The sequence below is a fragment of the Shewanella sp. 10N.286.51.B2 genome, assembly GCF_041469265.1.
Classification (GTDB): domain Bacteria; phylum Pseudomonadota; class Gammaproteobacteria; order Enterobacterales; family Shewanellaceae; genus Shewanella.
Genome location: NZ_JBFRKH010000038.1, coordinates 36,640 through 58,920, shown reverse-complemented (window position 1 = coordinate 58,920; position 22,281 = coordinate 36,640). Strand labels below are relative to the sequence as shown.

The window sequence follows — 22,281 nt, the reverse complement described above, 5'->3', positions numbered from 1 at the left end:
TGACTCAGTCTTCTGTGACACTGTTTAAGGAACAAAATGCTTTCATTTTTAGGTGATTGGTATAAAGCGCGCTTTAGTGATCCACATGCAATTACATTATTATTTATATTAGTGGGGATTGGGCTATTAATTTATTTTGCTGGTGGCTTACTTGCGCCATTGTTTGTAGCACTCATTTTAGCTTTTTTACTTGAATGGCCTGTGGCGCAAATAGCGAAATTTGGTATTAATCGCACAGTCGGCGCCTCACTGATCTTAGTGTTATTTGTCGGCCTTATGGTATTAGTCGCATTTGGGCTTATCCCTAGCTTATGGCGTCAAGGAGTTGCCTTAGCTACGGACTTACCGATAATGATCGATACCGGGATGCAGTCACTTAAGGCATTAACGGTTGATTACCCACAATATGTCAGCATTGAACAAATTGATGCCATGGTAATAGAGCTTAAAAAGTTAGTTGATACCCAGCATTTATTTGATATAGGCAAACAACTTTTAGGTTACTCTGCCTCGCTACTGGTATTGATGGTATACGTGATTCTAGTGCCGTTATTGGTGTTTTTCTTCTTAAAAGATAAAGATCAGTTACTGAAAAGCAGTAAACGTTTTTTTCCGAATAATCGTGATTTAGCTCGTAAAGTTTGGTTTGAAATGGACCAACAAATTTTTAATTACATTCGCGGAAAAGTGATTGAGATTGTCATCATTGGTACTGTGAGCTACGTATTTTTTGCCATTATGGGACTGCGTTACTCAGCATTGTTAGGGGTGCTAACGGGTTTATCCGTATTGATCCCCTATGTTGGCGCGACCCTGGTGACATTACCCATAGCGTTAGTAGCCTTTGTTCAGTGGGGCGTAAGCCCTGAATTTGGTTATGTGATGATTGGCTACGGGATAATCCAAGCCCTTGATGGTAATGTGTTGGTGCCAATATTATTTTCTGATGCAGTGGATTTACACCCAGTGATGATTATTGCCGCGGTGTTGGTTTTTGGCGGCTTATGGGGCGTGTGGGGGGTATTCTTTGCAATTCCATTAGCGTCACTGGTAAAAGCGGTGATTAATGCTTGGCCTAACAGTAGTAATCAAAACAACAGTTTAGCTTTAGATAAAGAGACTTCATCTGTTTCAAAATCCTAAATAGACACTCAAAACCTGTTAAAACTGAGCCAAGCTACTGCTCTAATTCAACTGGCATAGTTTGTATAAATTTAGAGAAAACTACAAAAAGCGAATGACTACTGCATATAAACAGTGTCATTCGCTTTTTTATTTTTTTCGATCAAGTCAGGCTAATTTACCAGGGCTGAAGCCTATGAGTCATACCTGATGCATCATAAGGTATTTAAGCCGGTAGTTACTTGAATTACTTGAGTTACTTGTCGTTATCACCCTTATCCGTTGGCGCTTGGTCGGTATTAAGATCTTTTACTGATTCGTCTTCTGCAGCTTTATCAGTTTTAGTTTTTGGCTCACCAAACTGCGGCATTTTAAACTTAGCGCTATATTTTAATACCGCTAAATTACTGGCAATAATACCGACGACTAAAATGATAATAAGCCAAACTTCTAAATCGTTCATGATAATCCTTAACTGGTGTTTTGACCATTAAGTTGCTGATTAATCAACAGCTAAGCGTTGTTCACATTTACGGATATCTTCAGGGGTATCAACTTCTGGTGAGTTGAAAGCGCTGATGGCGATTTTTATCTTATGGCCATATTCAAGGGCTCGTAACTGTTCAAGTTTTTCAAGGTTCTCTAAGCGACCGAGGGGCAATTTAGCAAACGCTTTAACAAATTTACTGGTGTAAGCATAAATGCCGATATGCTTGTATACCGCGTAATCCTCACTGTCATTATCACGGCAAAAAGGAATACGAGAACGTGAAAAGTACAGGGCATTAAACTCGTTATCAAAAACCACTTTTACTTGCATAGGGTCATCAATATCTTTGTCTTTATCAATTTTATAACCTAATGTCGCCATTTCGAATTCGCCTGGGTGGCGTTCAAATAAGCTGATCATTTGTTCAATTGAAATAGGGTCAATTAACGGTTGATCCCCTTGTACATTAATCACTAAATCACTGTCGTCCAATCCAAGTATATCAATGGCCTCATTGATGCGATCAGTACCAGAAGCCGCATCAGAGCTGGTCATGACTACTTGACCACCAAAAGACTCAACCGTGTCTTTTATGCGAACATCATCAGTAGCAACGTAGATATTATCTAACCCTTTAGCGAGTGCCGCACGTTCACACACATGCTGTATCATTGGTTTGCCGTTAATGTGTGCCAGTGGTTTACCTGGAAAACGACTTGAGCCATATCTTGCTGGGATTAAAAGAGTAACTTTCATCAATATCCTACTTATCTGAAACGCTAAACAAAGGGGCTACTGAGCCCGAATGTAACTTATGCTTTATTATATACAACCAATTAGCTTAGTCAGCATTTGGTTGTTACCTATTTAGTTTAATCTCTGTAAAGATTATCTGATCTGCAGAGATGGTTCGTTGGCCATATCAACATTTTTACAGCGCATTATTGGCATGCTCACTATTTACCGTGACATCTAAATCTGTAAGTAGTCCGTTATTAATGCCATATATCCAGCCGTGAATGGCAATTTCTTGGCCTCTGTCCCATGCATCTTGAACAATCGTTGTGCTGGTAACATTGGCAACTTGTTCCATAACGTTTAGCTCGCACAAGCGGTCAAAACGTTGTTGTGGGCTAAGTTGTTCTAGGTTTTTGTTGTGTATGCGGTAAATATCACGAATATGACCTAACCAGTTATCAATCAAGCCTAAACGCTCTTTGCTCATAGCCGCTTTTACACCGCCACAGCCATAATGCCCCACAACCATAATATGTTTTACTTTGAGCACTTCCACAGCGTATTGAATGACAGATAAGCAATTAAGGTCGGTATGGATCACCATATTAGCAATATTACGGTGCACAAATACTTCGCCAGGCATCAAGTCGATAATTTGATTTGAAGGTACGCGGCTATCAGAGCAACCGATCCATAAATATTCAGGATTTTGCTGTTGGGCAAGCTGGGCAAAAAATTCAGGATCTTCCTTACTAATGCGTTCAGCCCAGCGGCGATTATTGTCAAAAAGAGGCTTTAATAATTTCATTTATGCTTTATAACCGTTTTTAAGTTTACTCGGACAAACAGGAGTACTGGTTGCACTATAAATTTTTATTATTATATCAGTATATTGCAATGTACTGTTTAATCTATATAAGGTGATGAAAATGCGTAATTATTATAACTTTTAATCAAGTCGTGCAGCTTATTAGCAGTAACATTAGTTGTTTTAGGCTTTATAAAAAAGCGTGTAAAAGCTGGTTGAATTCGTCTGCCTGTTCTTGATTACACATGTGACCAGCGTTACTGATCTGCAGCTGTTTACTGGCGCTAATACAGTCTTGCATTAAATAGGCTTCTAGCGGCGTTCGCAGTTTATTTTGTGAGCCAACGAGGATTAAACATGGCAGGGTGAATTGCTCTGCTAATTCTAAGCTGTCACGTTTGTAAAATACTAACGGCGCAAACAAGGCAAGTTGTTCAATGCGTTGAGCTGATAACCCCATTAGCTGTTGGTTAAAGTTAGCCATTAATGTTTGAGAATCATCGGTTGCAGCAAAAAACTGGCTGCTTATCGTATCGGCGAGTGCTTCACTGCACTGTTTAGCTGCGCAAAGCTCATCAATCCATAATTGGTATTTGGCACTATTAACCTGTGGTTCAAAGCCAATAAAACTGTTGGCTAGGACCAATTTTGAAATCGTTTTCGGTTGGGCTAAGACCATTTCTGCTGCAATAGCGCCGCCGCAACCATTACCAATAACCATACACTGATCAATATTTAAATGGGCTAATAAGGATAAGCAATGCTGAGCGACAGTGACCAAAGATGTGGTGCCACTAGGTAGTGCACCTGATTGACCGTGAGCCCATAAATCAACCGCAATACAGCGATGAGATAGGCTAAATAATTCTATTTGCGGCTGCCATTGTTGACAATCACTGAGGAAGCCGTGGATAAACAAGATGACAGGACCTTGGCCTTGATCAATAAAATGTAGCGGTTGTTCATTAATAGCAAAGGTCTGGCTTTGATTAGGCATGAATGGTCTCAATAAAGGTTAACAATATAAAAATAATCTGCGGATACTATGATAAATTCATCAGATCTAGTGTTTGATACTGATTTAACCGGCTTAAAATCACTTCGGCGCATCTGCAATAAAATACACATAGCGGTCAACTAATTCATCGAGTCGATTTATCAGCGCTGATTTTAATGAGATATTAGAATTAGACAACAGTTGTTTGAGGCTTTTGCGATCGTATTGGGCTAAATAAAGGCTAGATTCAGGAAAATAGCTTAAATGCCAAGGTTCTGGACTCACGCCGCTGCGCCCGGCTTGATAAGGTAAATAAAACCCATATTGTTGAGCATGATGTTGCAACCATACTGAAAGGGCGCCGCAAGGGCCATCAATCAAGTATTCGTCACTAATTAATTTTAGTTGTTGCCGATTTATGTTATTGCCATCATAGACATCAATGTCAGTCCCCCAGTGATGGCGTGATGCGCCGGGTAGGGCAGACCAATTTAAAATCGTATCAACAAGTTGATCGTCAGTGAGGTTTTGACAATCCAATACTTGGTTGTTGAGGTCTAAAAGAATCCGTTTCCCTTGGGCTTTCGCGTTCCAAATTGCGGCTTGTTTAGCAAAATTGCGGTGAGCCGAACAAAGCTCAATGGCAATACCATCAAGGACTGCGTGTTGCTGCATTTGGCCAAATGCGTCAGCGGTTTTTTGAGTCAGTAAATGCCCTTGTACAGTGACAAGTTGTGATTCGTCCAGCCCATAAAGGGCTGGATTGCTGATATCAACATTTAGCACAAAAGCTTTTCCAATATAGACTCATAGCATAGGGCTAAGACTTCTAAATCTGAGACTTTCACGCATTCATTGACCTTATGAATGGTCGCATTTACCGGACCTAACTCGATAACCTGTGCGCCTGTTGGTGCAATAAAGCGTCCATCAGAGGTGCCACCTGTTGTTTGAGGATCGGTTTCATAACCAGTGACTTCTAAAATCGCGGCTTTAGTGGCTTCAAGCAAGGGTCCGCCGCCGGTTAGAAAAGGCAGGCCGTTAAACACCCAGTCAATTTCATAATTTAATCCATGGGCATCTAAGATGTTGAGCACGCGTTTAATTAGTTCCTCAGCAGTGACTTCTGTTGAATACCTGAAGTTAAACATCACCTCTAGTTCACCTGGAATGACATTGGACGCACCCGTACCACCATTAATATTGGCTATTTGAAAGCTGGTTGGTGGAAAGAACTCATTGCCATTATCCCAATGCATTTGCGCAAGCTCAGCTAATGCGGGTGAGGCTTTATGGATTGGGTTATCTGCAAGGTGCGGGTAGGCAACATGGCCTTGAATGCCATGAACGGTAAGATTACCGGTTAAGCTGCCTCGACGGCCATTTTTTACAATATCACCTAACTTATGGGTCGATGAAGGCTCGCCAACCAATGACCAGGTGATTTTTTCATTGCGAGCTTCAAGGGTATCAATAACGCGAGTGGTGCCATTGATAAATGGGCCTTCTTCGTCACTGGTGATTAAAAATGCAATAGAGCCTTTATGATCGGGATGCTTAGCCACAAAACGTTCGGTAGCAATAGTCATCGCTGCCAGTGAACCTTTCATATCTGCGGCGCCGCGGCCATGAATATAGTCATCTATAACCGTAGGTTCAAAAGGCGGGGTGTGCCATTTATTTAAATCGCCCGCGGGCACCACATCAGTGTGACCAGCAAAACAAAAAACAGGCGCTTCGGTGCCCCGTCTTGCCCACATATTTGTGGTGTCTTCAAATACCATAGGTTCAATGTTAAACCCAGCAGCTTCAAGGCGCTCAGCCATTAAGGTTTGACAACCTTCATCTAATGGAGTCACAGAAGGGCGTGAGATTAACTCTTTGGTTAATGCTAATACGTCTTGAGTCATTAGTTAAACCACGCTTGATAATCGGAAGCTTTAAAGCCAATAAGGATCTTATTATTTTGAATAAGGACGGGACGCTTAATCAAGGTTGGGTGTTCAACCATCAAGCTGATGGCCTTTTGTTTATCTATGCCGTCTTTTTGGGCATCAGTTAAGGCGCGAAAACTGGTGCTACGTTTATTGAATAATAATTCCCAGTCGGTTAATTCAGTCCACTGAGTAATGGTTTTGGCATCGATACCTTGTTCTCTAAAATCGTGAAAGCTAAAAGGTTGGTTTTCTGCTTCTAACCACTTACGGGCTTTACGTACGGTATCGCAATTCTTTATTCCGAAAATAACACTACTACTCATTTTTGTTTGATTTCCCAGTATGGTGGTGTGATAGTCATTATGTTGCTGCTAACGTTATAATTCAACGGTAAATATTACGTCTTTCCCAGCAATTACTGCGCCTTGGGCTTTATCTAAATATTGCACATCTTCCATGTTAGCGAGCACTACAGGGGTTAACAGGCTTTCAACTTGATCGGTTAGATAGTCTAAATCAAATTCTAAAATGGGTTCGCCAACTTTAACTTGTTGGCCTTCTTCTGCGAGTCGTTTAAAGCCATTACCGCGCAATTCGACCGTGCCGACTCCAAAATGCACAAATAGCTCGAGTCCTTGGTGTGACTCAATACTGAATGCGTGGTTTGTTTCAAAAATTTTACCTATGGTGCCGTCAATCGGCGCTAGGATGAATTTTCCTGTTGGGTTAATTGCAAGACCATCGCCGACAATTTTTTCGGCAAAAACTACATCCGGTACTTTCTCGATATCAACTAGCTCGCCAGAAATTGGCGCGTAGACTTTGATCCCACCAGTTAAGGTCGGTTGCCCTGATATTAATCTGCGTATACGGCTTAAAAATCCCATTACATGCAGCCTCTTTTATTATGATTATTTCGATGTTTAAAATAGTTAACGATAACACATCGCTATCGCTGTTATTAATTTAACAATTCGTTGAGCTGGTTAATATGACTTAAGGTTAATGCTTGCTCAGCTTGTTGAGTAAACTGGGCGTAATTGCCGTTACAAATAGTGGCTTTTACATCCAATAAACTGGCACTGTTAACGCTTAACTCATCAATGCCTAAACCCACCAGTAGGCTAATGAGTTTGGGTTCGCTGGCCAATTCTCCGCATAAGCAGACTTTGGTTTGATGCGCTTTACACTCATCCACCGCCATTTTGATAAATTTGATCATTGCAGGTGATACGGGGGGATAATCCTTAACCAGCTCAGGGTTACCTCGATCTGCAGCAAGGGTGTATTGGGTTAAATCATTACTACCAATACTGATAAAGTCTAACTTAGGCAATAGGTGGGGTAAATTTAATATTGCAGCAGGTGTTTCAACCATGATGCCGATATTAATCTCACCAAAGCCTTTTTCCTCTTCAATTAATTGCTGCTTACACCAGTCTATGATTTCAAATGCTTGCTCTAATTCTTCTATTTGATTGACCATAGGAAATAATAGCCGAACTCGGCCATGATTAGCGGCCCGTAACACTGCTTTAATTTGAGTACTAAATAGCGATTTATGTTGCAAACTGTAGCGGATCCCCCGTACGCCCAGTGCCGGATTGTCTTCATAATCTTGACTTAGGCAGGGGATTTCTTTATCTGCACCAATATCGAAGGTACGTATGGTCAGCACCTTTCCATTTAAGCTGTGCAGCGCATCGCAGTATAAATGAAACTGTTGTTTTTCATCAGGTACTCTATCCACTTGCATGAGTAAAAACTCTGTGCGGAATAAACCGATCCCCGCTGCGCCCGCATCTTGTATTTGGCTAACATCATTTAAACTACTGACATTAGCGAGTAAGCACACAGGATGGCCATCTTGGGTGATACTGTCTTGGTCCACATACTGTTTTAGTGCTTGGCGTCGTTGAGTTTCTTGTGCTGATTTAAGCTGAAGTTGCTGGGTAATTGATTCAGTGGGATTAATGTGTAATTCACCACTAATGCCATCTAAAATAAGTGGGCTACCATCATTTATATTGAAATTGTCAAACTGACAACTTAGCAGTGCTGGAATACCGGCCGCCTTGGCTAAAATAGCAGTATGGCTGGTAAGCCCACCTGTTTTGAGCACTATGCCTTTAATTTTATTGAGTGGAATAGTGGCAAATTCAGCAGGGGTGAGGTCTTCAGCCAGCAAAATGGCATTTTCAGTTAACTTTGAAACATCCCACAGCAAGGTACCATTTACGGCAGCCATCAACCTTTTGCCTAAGCAAATAACATCATTACTGCGATTAGCCATATAAGGGTCGTCTAGCTGAGCCAGTTCATCAGCATGTTGAGCAAATACCCGCTCAATGGAAACTTCGGCTGAAAAACGAAAGCGGGTGATATACTTTTTTAGTTCTAAGGCCAAATCATCATCTTGTAATAACATGATGTCAGCATCTATCAGGCTAAAGTGTTCGCTGTCTACGGCAAGGTGTTGCTGGCAATCAGTTAAATATTGACTTAGGAAGATAATCGCCTTGGTGGCTTTTTCACATTCTTGTGGGATTTGTGCGACAGGCAATAATCTGTAGTCCACCTTTGAGTGGTGCAGATTAATATGAATAGCTTTACCAAATGCTATTCCTGGTGACACTACAATACCTGATACCGCCATATGACTTCCTGTAAATTTTATCCTACTAACTTAAGGTGATGAGTAATTCAGACACTGTCTCAACGGCTTCTTCTGCTTTATCACCTACGGCAAAGACCTTAACTGATTGACCTAAATATAATCCTAAGGTTTGTAATTTAAACAAACTTTTGGCACTGGCCTGTTTACCATTACATTCGACAATGACATCACAGTCAAAGGTTTTTGCCGCTTTTACTAATAAAGCTGCAGGTCGCGTATGAATGCCATGGGGAGCGATAATGGTAACGGTTTTTTCATAATAGATTCTATCGGACATTGAAGTTACGTTCTTAGCATTAATAATACAAATGATAATAACGCAAACACGCTAGTGTAAGTAGCGGGTTTACGTATTTTTTAGGCTTTAAATTAAAAAAAATTATGTTTTAAACTGACTCAAGGTCTGAGTCACATGTTGGCTGATGTGCTGTAATGACTGCGCGGCTTGGCTATTCGTTTCATTGGATTTAACCGCTACCTCAGTGAGATCTGAAATCGTGGTGATATTACGGCTAATTTCGGCGGTTACATGTGACTGCTCTTCGGTAGCACTGGCAAGTTGCGTGTTCATATCACTGATACTGGCAATCACGGTTAAGATTTCAGTCATGGCTTGTTGCGATTGTATTGCTTTAGTTTGTAATTGCTCAGATTGCAACTGGGTTTCAGTATTACTTGTTATGACATGTTCAACGCCATTGTGGATCTGAGAAATTATTTTATTAATTTCATTGGTAGAGGCTTGGGTACGGGTGGCAAGGGCGCGAACTTCATCGGCAACTACAGCAAAACCGCGACCATTTTCACCGGCCCGCGCAGCTTCAATTGCAGCGTTTAATGCTAATAAATTGGTTTGATCTGCAATGGCGCCAATGGTGTCTAAAATGCTGCTGATTTCAACTGAAGATTTACCTAAATCATGAGTAACGCTTTCAGCATTTTTAAGTTCAGTCACCAGTATTTGGGTTTCATGCACTGTTTGCTGCATAAACTGCTGAGACTGCTGCGCTTGTTGTTTAACGTTGTTGGCACCATCTGCAGCTTGATAGGTGTTTTGTGCCATGTCATTAGTGGTGGCTAACATTTGGTTAACAGCAGTGGCGACACTTTGGGTTTCGCGGTGTATTAGCTCCGCGCTTTGGTTGGATTCTTCCACGGCCACCAATAGCTGCTGCGCATCGGTATCAAGTTCAGTACCTAGTGGTTTTAAGTTGGCCACCATAGTTGAAATTTTTTCGACAAATGCATTAAAGGCATCGGCCATTTTCGCCACTTCGTCATTACCACTGTTGTTTAAGCGCTTAGATAAATCACCTTCACCTTTTGCGATATCTTCCATAGCAGCAATGGCTGCATTAATAGGTGAAGTGATTGATACATTAAGCAGTAAAAAAAAGCCAAAAATTGGGATGGAGATTATCAACATAATAATCAAATAATTAATAATCACACTGCCCATACTCTCATTAACATCGGCGGCGCTTGCTTGAGCGATAATGGTCCAGCCCCATTGAGGATAAAAATGCGCTTCAGCCAAAATTGTTGTAACTTTACTCGAATATCCTTTACTGCCTTGATAATCCAAATGGGCAGTTGTGTTGGTTTTAGCTTCAGTGATTAACTCAACAAAGGGCAGGCTGCCATCAGCTGCAATAAATGACTCTGCGCTGCGGCCCAAATTTGACTCGTTAGCTGGAAAACTGATTACGCTGCCTTCTTGGTTGAATACAATATAGGCATCATCTGTCAGGTAGCGGATATCATTGATAATTGAGAGTGCTTGCTCGGCTAATCTTTGATGATCATTAGTGTCATTATCAACTGTTAGCTTGTTAGCGCTCAGTGCATCAAGCATCGATACCGCCGTGGAAACTTGTGCATCAAGTTGTAGATGTTTTTGCTTTAATAAATTGTTGTACTGCTCATTAATCGAGAAGCTGGCAAAAATGACAGTACCAACAGCTGCTAGGCCTAGCATTATAAAAAGGCGTTTTAAAATTGTTAATTGCCGTAAAAAGGAAATCATTTTTGACCTTATGTATTTAGGTAAATATTTATGAGTAAAACATTGTCATAAATTGTTATATAAATAACAATTTATGTGGTTTTTTGTGAGCTAATAACGGTTTCGTACAAAATGATACATTTTTAGGTGGGGAAAGGTTTAATTATATTGATCTAAACCATTAAAAATATTTGCTTATATTGAGCATTTGTTGGTGCGGGTATTTATTTTTGCTAATAAAATGTTTTAGCTTTGATTTGTTCAGTGATAAGCCTAAAATGAAGCAATTTTAAAACAAGGCAAACATTGTTATGAATTCTCTGCAAGTCGTTACTACTGATGATATTTTACTCAAGTTATGTCACTCAGTAACCCATGTCCTCTCAAGCACCAGCGACAGTCAAGTGACTCATGCCGGTATGGTGCAAAACATCACTCGCACCTGTTTAAAACCTGATCTTGGCTGTTTTTCTATATTTGATGGTGGTTTTTCTGGCTTAGTGGTGATCAATTTTACCAAAGAAGCGGCTATAGAAATTTACCGTCGCTACATGCTTAACATGGGCATGCCTGAATCTGAACTAGCCATTTCACATACATCTGATGATGTTGCCAATGTGATGGGCGAATTAATGAATCAAATTTTGGGTAATTTCATTAAAACCATTTCTAAGGAATTACAAACCTCTATCAGTCAAAGCCAGCCTAAAATGTTGACTATCAATAAAGAGCTGACTATATCAATCGATACCAATTTAGATGAGGCCGTATCTCGAAGAGTTACCTTTAGAACGGCAGATAATCATATCTTTTATCTTGAATTTGCCATGGATAAAACGGAGTTTATTAAACTTAAAGAGTTTGCCATGGATGAAGATATAGACCCTGATGCTTTAATTGAAAGCCATGGCAATCGTGTTAACAAGCAGGCAGATTATTTGGCAGCAACAAGTGCTGCAGTTGCTGTTACAAATGAAGCTGATGATCTGTTAAGTGAATTAGGTTTATAAAAGTAATTAAACGGTGATTGTTAATGTCATTTTAGGTATAAACAATAACAGAGTACCTAAAAAACTATAATAAAGGCGTGATGCGAATATGACATCTAAAGCTACTTCAATTGATATTGCTTACAAAGCAGGTGTATCTCAATCGACTGTTTCTCGTGCGCTGAGAAATAGTCCCTTAGTCAATCTTGAAACAAGGCAACGTATTCAAGCTATTGCGAAAGAACTTAACTATAAAGTGGATAAAAACGCCAGTAATTTACGTACTCAAAATAGTTACACGCTGGCATTATTGATTTGTGAAGATCCCACTAACGATGAATCGTTAATCAATCCATTTTTCTTATCGATGCTAGGCTCTATAACCCGTGCTACGGCGCAGCAAGGTTATGATTTGCTGGTATCTTTTCAGCAGCTTTCTAGCGACTGGCATGCCGATTATGAAGACAGTAATAAAGCCGATGGCATTATTTTATTAGGTTATGGCGATTATGTGGATTATGGGCACAAACTACAAAAGCTGCTGGAGCAAAATACCCATTTTGTCATTTGGGGCGCAGAGCCTAACCACAAAGAAGTGTTATCAATTGGCTGTGACAACCAGCAAGGTGGGGTGATAGCCACAGAGCATATTATCTCGTTAAATAAACAAAACATTGCCTTTTTGGGTGATGCATCTGAGCATAGCCCAGAATTTAGAGACCGTTATCTAGGCCATGTTGATGCATTAAAAAAAGTAGGCATTAAAGCCAATAAAAATATTCAGTTTGATGCCATTAGCACTGAAAGCTCAGGTTTTGATGCGGCCATCAATTTATTGGATAGTGGCCATCCATTTGACGCTATTTTTGCCGCCAGTGATTTAATTGCAATTGGTGCGATACGCGCTTTAAAGCAACGGTGTGTGAGGGTACCTGAAGATATTGTTGTGGTTGGCTATGATGATATACCAGTGGCGAGTTTTGCTAATCCGGCGCTGACGACGGTTAGGCAAAATACTAAATTAGCCGGTGAGATCCTGGTAGAAAGTCTGCTAAAACTCATTCGAGGGAAAGAAGTGGCGCCGCAACTTATTCCGACTAATTTAGTGGTGCGTCAATCATGTGGTACTGCAGAGCAAGATCAAAGCTAATCAGATAAATACTGACGGATTCACACTTGACCAGCTATTATTTCATAGCTGGTTTGAAATTATTATGGATAATAATGTGACATTTAAAGGTGTATTTTTGCTGGTCATTGAGACTCGACACTACTGGCGCCAGTTATTTTACTGGCCATTAAGCTGGCTATTGCTCATCCTCTTACTCATCGTACTGCTACTATTTCCACTATCAATTAAAGCCCAAGACCTTGAACCGAGAAGTTACACCAATATTCCTATTGGCATGCACTTTGTTGCCCTTGGATATTTACACTCTGAAGGGGCATTATCGCCATCTCCTTCAGTTCCTCTCAAAGATGCCCAGCTCACACTTGATGCCGCGGTAGTGGGTTATGCCACAAGCTTTGCTATTGCGGGCCGTTCATCAAAACTAGACGTTTCTGCTTCACGAGTTTGTATGAAAGGCAGTGCAAATTACTTGGGCGAATTTGTAGAAGCTGATCGTTGTGGTTATAGTGATCCTAATGTACGGCTAACATGGAACTTTTACGGCGCTCCAGCCGTTGAAAAAAAAGACTTTGGGCAATATCGTGAAGGACTCGTAATGGGGACAAGCTTACAGCTGAGCATTCCTGTTGGTTCTTATGATGAAACCAAACTGATTAATGCTGGTGCCAACCAATGGGTATTTAGACCGGGCATTGGTATTTCTTATAAAGTAGGCGATTGGTATTACAGTGCCATGGGCTCTGTTCGTTTTTATAGTGATAATGATGAATTTTATAATGAGGTTTTACTTTCAAAAGACCCACAATATACTTTTCAAGGTCACATTATTTACAGTATTGCTCGTGGCCAATGGTTGTCGTTAAGCGGCAATTATTTTGTTGGTGGTGAAACGGATAAAAATGGTATTGATGCGAATGATAGTCAGGATAATTCGCGCTTTGGATTGACTTACTCATTGGCTTTAAATCAGCAACACAGTATTAAAGTGTATGCCAGTACCGGTGTTATTACCCGTATAGGTAACGATTTCGATACCTTTGGTCTATTATGGCAAATTGCCTTTTAACTGATTAGTAGAAATGACAAGGATGCCATTATGGCGGGTGCAAGCTTATTAGTTTTACTCGATGACATTGCAACAATATTAGATGATGTCGCCGCGATGAGTAAAGTCGCGGCAAGAAAAACCGCAGGGGTATTGGGTGATGATTTAGCGCTTAATGCGCAACAAGTTTCTGGTGTTGCATCAGAGCGTGAGTTACCGGTGGTATGGGCGGTAGCCAAAGGCTCTTTTAGAAACAAATTAATTCTAGTCCCGGCCGCTTTACTCATCAGCGCTTTTATTCCTTGGGCGATCACCCCTTTACTGATGTTTGGCGGCATCTTTTTATGCTATGAAGGCTTTGAAAAGGTGCACCATAGTTATGTACATCGTAAAGATAAAAAAGTGGCCGTGGCAGATGAACAAATTGTTGAAAAATCAAAACAAGATTTGGCCGCATTTGAAAAGAAGAAGGTTCAAGGTGCCATTAGAACTGACTTTGTCCTGTCTGCTGAAATTATAGCGATAAGCCTCGGTGTTGTTTCTCAAAGTAGTTTAATGAGCCAGTTTTTAACCTTAAGTATAATAGCAATAATTATGACTGTAGGGGTGTATGGCTTAGTGGCTGGCATAGTAAAAATTGATGATCTAGGCCTCTACCTTACCCAAAGAAAAGGTGAGGGCACATTAGTAAAAATATGGCACAAAATCGGTTTTTGGCTACTTGCAGCAGCGCCATATCTAATGAAGGGCTTAACCATTATTGGCACCATTGCGATGTTTATGGTGGGTGGCGGCATTTTAACCCATGGGATTCATATCGTAGGTGAACAAATTAGCCATATCGCTGTAATGGCGGGAGAGTTAGCTTATGTTGGCGTGATACTACAAGCTATTACGCCAAGCTTGTTAAACGCATTATTTGGACTCATTGCTGGTGGTGTCACTTTGCTGTTAATAAATGCAGGCTTAAAATTAAAACAGCAATTGAGTTAGTTTCAGGAGTCTGATTTTTGTTTGGGCAAATAAAAAAGCATATTGAAATTCAATATGCTTTTTTTTACTAACTTAGCTTTGTAATCATACTCGTTGTTCGATATTAGGCGTCAGTGTTAACCGCTTTAGGATTGGCGCCATAATCATTGTCTTCCTTACTATCTAAGCAGAAGAAAACAATAAGAGCGATAATACCAACTAGTGGAATTAAACCAATTAATAACCACCAACCAGTTCGATCTGTATCATGAAGACGTCTTACAGAAACAGCAATTCCTGGTATTAAAACAGCGATAGAATATAGTGAATATATAAAAACCGTGCCTAGAGCTTGATCCGCTAACATCAACACGATGCAGAAAATTAAATTAATTAGACCAAACATCCAATACTCTTTGCGTCTTGCTCGTCCTGAAAAATCAAAATATTGTTTTAAAACCTTAATATACCAATCCATGGGTTGTTCCTTAACGTTGTTTGTTTATTGTTTGGTTTGCAACAATTTGTTGCGAGAATAGTATTAACTACTTTAGTCAGACATACCAACAATTAAGCACGTTTTTTTGGCCTAAGTGCATAAAAAAGCCGCAAATTTTATTTGCGGCTTTTGAATGTATGTAAACCTTTGCGGTTATTTAGCCAGTTTGTCAGCCACGATAGGGTAATAGTCCCATACGGCTTTATCTGTCATAGAGCGAACCAGTTTCACGTATTCTGCGTGTGTCCATGCAAGTGGTGTCGCTGAGTTGGTGCCATCGCCCATCGCGTAGTTATAACGCGTCGGGTTACCCACACCGTCCCAAGCTTGTTCTGGTAACATCATGCCTTCATTGGCAAAGGTTTCCATGCCTTGAACATAGGTGTTTATAAGCGCTTGATGGCTTTCAGTTGTCAGAGTGTCATTGGCTTTAGCTAACGCCAGTTCATAATGTCCACGCTCACCAGTAAAGAAAGGCCATACGCGGCCACGTTGGTCTTCAGTGTTGCCTTTTTCGGCATAACTTAAACCCGTAGTGATATCTTCGCCATAACCATCATTTCCATAGCGTCTAAAGCCAGGAATTAAACTGCCATCTTTGGCTTTAAATTCGTACTTAACTCTTAGGTTGTGCTCAAGGCTTGTGTCATCAATTAGCATAACGCTGTTTTGAATCACACTGTCATTAGCGACTTTTACGCCGTAACGTACTAACTCTAAAAAACCGCCATCAAGAATGACTCTTTGATCAAGACCCGGTTTGCCATTGTTATCTAATAACTTGTCGGCATTGTTTGGGTTACCATTTGGGCTAATACGAACATAATAAGGTTTATTGTCCTGACTTAGTTCACCCGTTGTCGTCACCATTGTTGATTCAAGACTGGCTTCTAGCTTACGCGCCAGTTGTAGGTATTTATCAGCATCTTCATCTTTGGCCAGCTTAGCTAAATCACTGGCGGCTACCAGCCCAGCAATAACCGCAGCAGTGGTAGAAGGTGAGAAGCCCGCTTGTTCTTCCCAGCGTTCTTGTTGGGTGCTAGGAGGCGTAATACTGGTGTCATTCCAATCTAGTTTTACATTGCCGCCAGTGACCAAGAATTCTGCCGCAGGTTTAAGCATGTCGCTATACCATTGACTGATTTCTGCATCAGTTAATACGCCCGTTTGCCATAATTTCCAACCAAGCATAATTGGCATTGCCGTTTGATCAAGCTGGACGCCAACCCATTCAATTTCACCATCGACGTGGGTTTTTTGTAAAAACCAGCCAGGTGTACCGACATATTCAGGTGTTTGTTGGCTGACTTGTACTTTCTTTAAATATTCAAAAGCCACTTTTGGGGTTTGTGTGTCACCCATGGCTAAAAATGCCATGGCGCACTGATAAAAATCACGCGGCCATACCGCTTTATAACCGGTGCTACCCACCTTTGCAGAAACACTGTCTCCCCAAGGGTTAGACAGTGAAGCGATTAATGCGCCTGCGTGGGTTTTATCTTCTTGAGCTTTTAACACAAGAGCACTGGTATAAAGCAATTGACCGTTATCAGTGGTATTAACACTCATGTCGTTTAATACCGGTAACGAACTTAAATAGTCTTTCCAGCCGACATGTTTGTCATCGCCAAGATAAGCACTTAATACCTTGTCATAGCCGCTAGTCAATGTGGCATCGACATTGGCTAAACTGCTTTGCTTATCATGACCAAAGCCGATAGCAATATTCATTTCTAGGGTATTGTTATCTGCTGATTTGCTTAAGGTTGGATATTGAGCAGTAAGCGCAACATTGCCAATAACACTGTTATCACTGCTGGTGGTGTTATAGAGGTTATTGAGCTGACCGTTGTCTTTTAGATCAACTAATCCATCAGATTTACCGACAAAACCGGCACTGGCTTGAGTAAATTCTACATCAGATTTGATGGTCATTACTGATGAGTCAGCATTATTGGTGTATGCCACTAACGCGCCATTTTCAATACTGGCGATATCATTGGCGCCACTATTATCTACATGTGGATTGGCATATAAGTGTGGGGTAATACCATCAGCAAAAGCGGTAAAAATCACCTTCATCATCATGCTGTCACGGTTTGGATCGGTAAAAATATGCTTTTCAATTTGGTACTGGCCATTTTTAGCTTTATTAATCACTTTATAAGCTAATGATAATGGACGGCCTTGATCATCTTGATGTAAATATTCGATGCTACTGATGGTGTCTTGTTTTTCAGTATCAACAAAGCCATCACCAGTAATGATGAACTGCATTTCTTTTAACTGCGCATTGTGGATCAAGCCATACATGGTTTCTGTTAGCACACCTTGGGCTATGGAAAACCAGACTTTACTCACTGGGTTGTCTGCTGTGCTTTGGTATTGACCGTTTACATAAGGCTCATAAGAGGTGCCAATACCAGTCTTACCAGAAAATGCCCAGGTTGGATCGATACCCGGAGCGCCGGGGGCGACTTGCTTAATGGTGGTGATCTCAGCCGCTGTTTCAATGGTTTGTTCTGGTGCTACTTCAGCGTCAGAGCAGGCTGATAATGCCAGTAATGAACCCGTTACAACAGCAGTATTGATCGCCTTAGCGACAAATGACTTTTTAAAACAAATTGTTTGTGAGTTATTAATATTTAACATTGCGCTCATGAATAACGTTCCCCAAATATTTTTAAATAATTTTTATAACTTAATGAGTTTTGATTTTCTGTTTAAGCTTGTGAACTGGGTTGATCGACAAATAACACCGCAATACCAGCAATAATCATAAATACCCCACCAGTGATTAATGCAAAAATGGGTTCACCATCGAATAAGCCATTTAAAATCACCCCTAAAACACTTGCGGCAAGTAATTGTGGAATAACAATAAAGAAGTTAAATATGCCCATAAATACGCCCATTTTTTTAGGCGGTAATATGCCTGATAGCATGGCATAAGGCACTGATAAGATAGAGGCCCAAGCGATGCCGACACCAATCATTGGGATCCATAACATTTGTGGGTCTTTAATAAAGTAAAAGCTAATTAGCCCTAGTCCACCGAGTGTTAAGTTGATGGTGTGAGTAAATTTAATCCCTACGGCTTTAGCTAAAAAAGGAATCATCACAGCAGCAAGGGCGGCAAACCCATTGTATGAAGCGAATAACATCCCGACCCAGTCAGCGCCGTCGTTATAAGCTTGTGAAACAACATCAGAGCTGCCGTAATGATAAGAGGTCACCGCTGAGGTGGTATAAATCCACATGGCGAAGAGTGCAAACCATGAGAAAAATTGTACTATAGCCAGTTGATGCATGGCTTTAGGCATATGAAATAAGTCATCAACGACGTTAAATACCATACCTAAAGAGTCACGTTTTTTACCCTTGACCCCAGCAAGTACCTTAGCGCAATAAAGCTGTAATGGGCCAAAAGCAAAGATGCCAATACTAAGAATAAATAACTGTTTGTCCCAACCGAGTCCATAAACTAACCCAGTAAATATCGCACCAATAGTCATCCAAACCAGTGCTGCTGTTTTATATTGCGTAGCGGTGCGGCTGCGAGTTTCATCAATACGGTCTTCTTGCTTAGCGGTTTGTTCATGTGCATGGAAGGCACTGATTTCTTCTGGCGAATATTCTTTAGAGCTAACAATGGTCCAGCCGACAGCTAAGAATAATACTGCGCCACCAAAGTAGAAGGCATAACGAACTGAGTCGGCAATCTCCCCAGCAGGTGCTGTGTTTGCAACATCAAAGTAATTGGTAAGAATATAAGGCAGTGCAGAGGCAACAACCGCGCCAATGCCGATAAAGAAGCTTTGCATCGCATAGCCTTGAGTACGTTGACTCTTAGGCAAGTTATCACCAACGAAAGCACGAAACGGTTCCATAGCGATATTGATTGATGCATCCATAATCCACAACATACCGGCAGCAATCCACAGAGTAGGAGAGTGCGGCATGACAAATAACGCCAGCGTGGTACAAATTGCGCCAATTAAAAAATACGGGCGACGACGGCCAAGCCCGTTCCAGGTGTTGTCACTTAAATAACCGATAATTGGTTGGACTATGAGTCCAGTCAGCGGAGCAGCTATCCAAAGAATAGGAATTTCGTCAATTTCAGCACCTAGCGTTTGGAAAATACGGCTGACATTGGCATTTTGCAGTGCAAAACCGAATTGGATCCCCAAAAAACCAAAGCACATATTAAAGATTTGCCAAAAGTTGAGTTCTGGCTGCTGACGCTGCTGAGTATTTGTCGATGTTTGACTAATCGTATCGGTAGACATGTATCTTCCTTTTTATAGGTCGTTCAACTTCATGGCTGAACTCTTATTATCACGTTTGCTAATGTACTAGGTAAAAAAATGGCGAATACACATCTCCCTAAGACGGGTATTCGCCAAAGACCTGGTTTGCACTTCAAAAAGGCTGAAGTAAAAAAAGGCACTTAAAACCTGACACAATCCGATGAAGGTGATGCGCCAGTAACGACCTAGCCCATTTCATCCACACAAGCAGAGGAGAAATTTAGCAGGTTTCATATTAGCCTTGTGTCGGATTTAGGCACAACCAATTACATACGTATTCATCATTTATGCACAACGAAAGCTGATCATATTTGTAACAGGAAGGGGGTAAATAGCGCATTAACCGATATTTGGTAGGTCAATGTAAATGAACAAAAACCTGATGGCAATGAACACAAAAAGTGAACATTGCAATACATCAGGTTTTATTGGGGTAAAATTGTTGTGTTTTGTCTTTAAAGCGCTTTAAAAGGCTTTAATTTAAGGCTTTAAAACGAATCGCAGTACCACCACTTTTTGCTAATACCAGTGACAGATTGTCTTTCGAAGTCACTTTTGTCGTTTCAATGACGTAATCATATGGGTTGGTTTCCCAGTTCGCTTTATCGCCATCACGATATATTTGTGCTTCATATTGTTGGTTATTATCTAAAAATGATAATACAACATCAAAACTGCGGGCTTGTTCATCAGTGAGTGCGCCAAGATACCAATCATCAGAGTGACGGTCTTTACGCGCAAAGGCAACAAAATCACCGACTTCACCAGCAACCGCAATACTCTCACTCCAATCAGTGGGAACGTCTTGAATAAACTGAAAGGCGTCAAGGCGTTCAACATAATTACGTGGTAAATCCGCCGCCATTTGAATTGGACTATAAAGCACTACATACAAAGCGAGTTGCTTAGTTAATGTTGTTTGCACCCGATTAACCGCATCTAAGCCTTCTGGTGCGAGATTAAATATCCCTGGAGTGAAATCCATTGGCCCTGACAGCATACGAGTAAAAGGTAAAATCGCGGTATGTTCTGGGTTATTGGGCGGAGTTCCCCAAGCGTTAAATTCTTGGCCGCGGGCGCCTTCTCGGGCAATCCAGTTTGGATAGGTGCGGCGCAGACCAGTATCTTTAACGGGTTCGTGAGTATTAATACTAATGCCACGCTTTGCGGCTTCGGTAATACTGTGCAGGTATTCATTCACCATAAACTGGCCATCATGCCATTCATGGCGGGTAATACCGTTTTCATCAACACGCTTGATGTCACCCCCATCTGCCACATAACCCGTTTTGATTTGAGTTACGCCATGCTTTTTATATAAATCATAAGCATCACTCATTTGATTACGGTAATTCGTTACAGAACCTGAGGTTTCATGGTGACCAATTAAGCGCACGTTTTGTTTAGCGCCATATTCACTGACAGCATCAATATCAAAATCATCATATGGTTTAGTAAAGCTAAACACATCGCCATTATGGAACCAACTGCCATCCCAGCCGACATTCCAGCCTTCAACTAATACGCCGTCAAAGCCGTACTTAGCAGCAAAGTCCATGTAACGTTTAGTTTCGCTGGTCGTTGCGCCATGTTTATCACCTGAACCCCAAGTATTTTCATTAAGATGCATTCCCCACCAAATCCCAACATACTTACCTGGTTCAACCCACGACACATCACCGAGCTTGTTAGGTTCGTTTAAGTTAAGGATTAAATCTGAATTGAGTAAACCAGTGGCTTTTTCGGCAATTTGAATGGTTCGCCATGGGGTAGTAAATCCAGGTTTAGTTTTGACTAAAATGCCATCTGACCATGGGGTTAAATCCGCTTTAAGGGTGCCATCACGGCGCTGATCTAACACCATTGCGGCATAATCGGTCAGTGCCGCTTCGTGAATACTTAAATGAGTGCCTGAAGCGAGTTTATAAGTGAAGGGGGTATGAGCACGGTCGACTTTGTTTACCGTCGTCGTGTTATATAAGTATTCGTATCGATTCCAGCCGCGCCCCGGTATCCACCAAGCAGTCGCATTATGGGCATCAGGAATTGAAAACTCAGTTAGTTCATTGGTAATGTTTAAGGCGGATTTTGAGGCAAGCCCTTTTTGTGTTGGCACTTGATATCTAAAGCCTAAACCATCATCAAACACCTTAAATTCTACGATAAAGTGGTAATTACCGTTACTAAAGCTGGTGGTGAGTTTATTGTGATGATCTTCAATCCATTCACGTTCGCCCCAAGGTTGTTGCCAGTGCGATTGATTGCTGTCAGTGGCAGATTTACTGATCTTAAAACCACTGCCAAATTCTCCCAAAGACTCAAAAACCAAACCCATTCGAGATGCGTTTACTACCTGTTCGCCGTTAAAGGTGACGCTATATTCTGGTCTATCAGCATCATCAGATAAGCTGACGGTAATATTGTTACTGGGAGAGCTGATTGTCACCGTTTTTGCCTGAACTCCTGGCGTTATTCCTGACAGGACACAGCTAATGAATATGGAAAGTGCGCTGAGATTAAAAACCGACTGATATTTTGTTTTAGTTTTAGTTTTAGT

At 41.0% G+C, this 22,281-nt stretch carries 20 protein-coding genes; 5 read left to right on the top strand and 15 right to left on the bottom strand.

The genetic code is table 11. The annotated features are described in order from the left end of the window. Positions 1–36 precede the first annotated feature (36 nt). Positions 37–1,143 (top strand): AI-2E family transporter, encoded by a 1,107-nt coding sequence (locus AB4140_RS10200; protein WP_372000842.1) that lies wholly within the window; start codon positions 37–39, stop codon positions 1,141–1,143. A gap of 235 nt (positions 1,144–1,378) precedes the next feature. Here the strand turns inward: AB4140_RS10200 and AB4140_RS10195 are convergent, their stop codons facing one another. The 11 genes from AB4140_RS10195 to AB4140_RS10145 all read right to left on the bottom strand — a co-directional run bounded on the left by AB4140_RS10195 (position 1,379) and on the right by AB4140_RS10145 (position 10,795). Further along, positions 1,379–1,585, bottom strand: coding sequence for a DUF2897 family protein (locus AB4140_RS10195; protein ID WP_102437325.1), 207 nt, complete (start codon positions 1,583–1,585; stop codon positions 1,379–1,381). A gap of 39 nt (positions 1,586–1,624) precedes the next feature. After that, positions 1,625–2,368 (bottom strand): 3-deoxy-manno-octulosonate cytidylyltransferase, encoded by a 744-nt coding sequence (kdsB, locus tag AB4140_RS10190; protein ID WP_102437327.1) that lies wholly within the window; start codon positions 2,366–2,368, stop codon positions 1,625–1,627. Between the two features lie 175 nt (positions 2,369–2,543). Next, positions 2,544–3,158 (bottom strand): carbonate dehydratase, encoded by a 615-nt coding sequence (gene can / locus AB4140_RS10185; RefSeq protein ID WP_102437329.1) that lies wholly within the window; start codon positions 3,156–3,158, stop codon positions 2,544–2,546. A gap of 190 nt (positions 3,159–3,348) precedes the next feature. Continuing rightward, a complete protein-coding gene (locus AB4140_RS10180; protein WP_102437331.1) occupies positions 3,349–4,155 on the bottom strand; it encodes an alpha/beta fold hydrolase in 807 nt (268 codons plus the stop codon). A 99-nt stretch (positions 4,156–4,254) separates the two neighbouring features. Beyond that, the gene (locus AB4140_RS10175; RefSeq protein WP_241904077.1) at positions 4,255–4,941 is read right to left on the bottom strand and encodes a M15 family metallopeptidase; all 687 of its coding nucleotides are present in this window, start codon (positions 4,939–4,941) and stop codon (positions 4,255–4,257) included. Beyond that, positions 4,935–6,065 (bottom strand): succinyl-diaminopimelate desuccinylase, encoded by a 1,131-nt coding sequence (gene dapE, locus AB4140_RS10170; protein ID WP_102437333.1) that lies wholly within the window; start codon positions 6,063–6,065, stop codon positions 4,935–4,937. The genes AB4140_RS10175 and dapE overlap by 7 nt, the downstream gene beginning before the upstream one ends. After that, a complete protein-coding gene (locus tag AB4140_RS10165) occupies positions 6,065–6,415 on the bottom strand; it encodes an arsenate reductase (RefSeq protein ID WP_102520235.1) in 351 nt (116 codons plus the stop codon). The genes dapE and AB4140_RS10165 overlap by 1 nt, the downstream gene beginning before the upstream one ends. A 54-nt stretch (positions 6,416–6,469) precedes the next feature. Continuing rightward, a complete protein-coding gene (gene crr / locus AB4140_RS10160; RefSeq protein WP_102437337.1) occupies positions 6,470–6,979 on the bottom strand; it encodes a PTS glucose transporter subunit IIA in 510 nt (169 codons plus the stop codon). Between the two features lie 74 nt (positions 6,980–7,053). Then, positions 7,054–8,748 (bottom strand): phosphoenolpyruvate--protein phosphotransferase, encoded by a 1,695-nt coding sequence (ptsP, locus tag AB4140_RS10155; protein ID WP_303413109.1) that lies wholly within the window; start codon positions 8,746–8,748, stop codon positions 7,054–7,056. A 25-nt stretch (positions 8,749–8,773) separates the two neighbouring features. Beyond that, positions 8,774–9,046, bottom strand: coding sequence for an HPr family phosphocarrier protein (locus tag AB4140_RS10150; protein WP_102437341.1), 273 nt, complete (start codon positions 9,044–9,046; stop codon positions 8,774–8,776). A gap of 102 nt (positions 9,047–9,148) precedes the next feature. Then, complete coding sequence (locus AB4140_RS10145) at positions 9,149–10,795, bottom strand: methyl-accepting chemotaxis protein (RefSeq protein WP_372000838.1); 1,647 nt, start codon at positions 10,793–10,795, stop codon at positions 9,149–9,151. A gap of 290 nt (positions 10,796–11,085) precedes the next feature. On the opposite strand from AB4140_RS10145, the gene AB4140_RS10140 reads away from it, so the two are divergent. The 4 genes from AB4140_RS10140 to AB4140_RS10125 all read left to right on the top strand — a co-directional run bounded on the left by AB4140_RS10140 (position 11,086) and on the right by AB4140_RS10125 (position 14,933). Continuing rightward, entirely contained in the window at positions 11,086–11,784 is a 699-nt protein-coding gene (locus AB4140_RS10140; protein WP_102437345.1) for a DUF3334 family protein, read from the top strand. Positions 11,785–11,872: 88 nt separating this feature from the next. Then, positions 11,873–12,913, top strand: a complete 1,041-nt coding sequence (locus AB4140_RS10135) for a LacI family DNA-binding transcriptional regulator (RefSeq protein WP_102476632.1) — start codon at positions 11,873–11,875, stop codon at positions 12,911–12,913. Between the two features lie 76 nt (positions 12,914–12,989). Further along, complete coding sequence (locus AB4140_RS10130) at positions 12,990–13,961, top strand: transporter (protein WP_303502659.1); 972 nt, start codon at positions 12,990–12,992, stop codon at positions 13,959–13,961. A 30-nt stretch (positions 13,962–13,991) separates the two neighbouring features. Continuing rightward, positions 13,992–14,933, top strand: a complete 942-nt coding sequence (locus tag AB4140_RS10125) for a DUF808 domain-containing protein (RefSeq protein WP_372000835.1) — start codon at positions 13,992–13,994, stop codon at positions 14,931–14,933. 103 nt (positions 14,934–15,036) lie between these two features. Here AB4140_RS10125 and AB4140_RS10120 read toward each other — a convergent pair whose 3' ends face one another. The 4 genes from AB4140_RS10120 to AB4140_RS10105 form a co-directional block, all read right to left on the bottom strand. Beyond that, positions 15,037–15,390, bottom strand: coding sequence for a DUF805 domain-containing protein (locus AB4140_RS10120; RefSeq protein ID WP_102437350.1), 354 nt, complete (start codon positions 15,388–15,390; stop codon positions 15,037–15,039). Between the two features lie 174 nt (positions 15,391–15,564). Beyond that, positions 15,565–18,072: a glycoside hydrolase family 15 protein gene (locus AB4140_RS10115; RefSeq protein ID WP_372000833.1), complete on the bottom strand. Its 2,508-nt coding sequence runs from the start codon at positions 18,070–18,072 to the stop codon at positions 15,565–15,567. A gap of 62 nt (positions 18,073–18,134) precedes the next feature. Beyond that, positions 18,135–19,703, bottom strand: a complete 1,569-nt coding sequence (locus AB4140_RS10110) for an MFS transporter (RefSeq protein ID WP_102476635.1) — start codon at positions 19,701–19,703, stop codon at positions 18,135–18,137. Positions 19,704–20,199: 496 nt separating this feature from the next. Next, positions 20,200–22,224: a glycoside hydrolase family 97 protein gene (locus AB4140_RS10105; protein WP_372000865.1), complete on the bottom strand. Its 2,025-nt coding sequence runs from the start codon at positions 22,222–22,224 to the stop codon at positions 20,200–20,202. Between the last annotated feature and the right edge of the window lie 57 nt (positions 22,225–22,281).